General features: G+C 62.9%; 1 protein-coding gene. It reads right to left on the bottom strand.

The window, feature by feature from the left end:
• A partial coding sequence (locus tag GSQ73_RS11115; protein WP_158883975.1) for an SDR family NAD(P)-dependent oxidoreductase occupies nt 1-604 on the bottom strand: 604 nt, incomplete at both ends.

Consider the following 604-nt stretch of genomic DNA (forward strand, 5'->3'; position numbering starts at 1 on the left):
GGCCCACGGGAATGCCGGCGACGATCTGCTCGCGAATTTCCGCCGACACGGCGGCGACCATCGGCGTATCGCAGTAACCGGGCGAAACCGTATTCACCGTGATGCCCTTGCGCGCGGATTCGCGTGCAAGGGCCATGCTGAAACCGTGCACGCCGGCCTTGGCAGCGGAGTAATTGGTCTGGCCGAACTGGCCGGTCTGGCCATTCACCGAGCTGATGTTGACGATGCGGCCGAAGCCGCGCGTGCTCATGCCTTCGATCACGTTGCGGCACATGTTGAACACGCCATCGAGGTTCACGTGCATCAGGTCGTGCCATTGCTGCGGCGACATCTTGCGCAGGCTGGTGTCGCGGGTGATGCCGGCGGCGTTGACAAGCACGTCCACGCTGCCGAGCTGCTGTTGGATGCGTTCGATCAGTTGGCGGCAACTGTCGAAGTCGCTGACGTCGACGGGTTCGAAAGTGATGGCACCATCGAAATCCGCCACTTCGTTTTGAAACGTGACAACACGTTCATCGCGTGCAGCGAGGTCGGTCGCGATCACGCGGCAACCTGCCTGCGCGAGGTGCCGGCAGATTTCCGTGCCGAGACCGCCGATCCCACC

It is taken from the genome of Rhodanobacter sp. L36, assembly GCF_009765755.1.
GTDB lineage: Bacteria > Pseudomonadota > Gammaproteobacteria > Xanthomonadales > Rhodanobacteraceae > Rhodanobacter.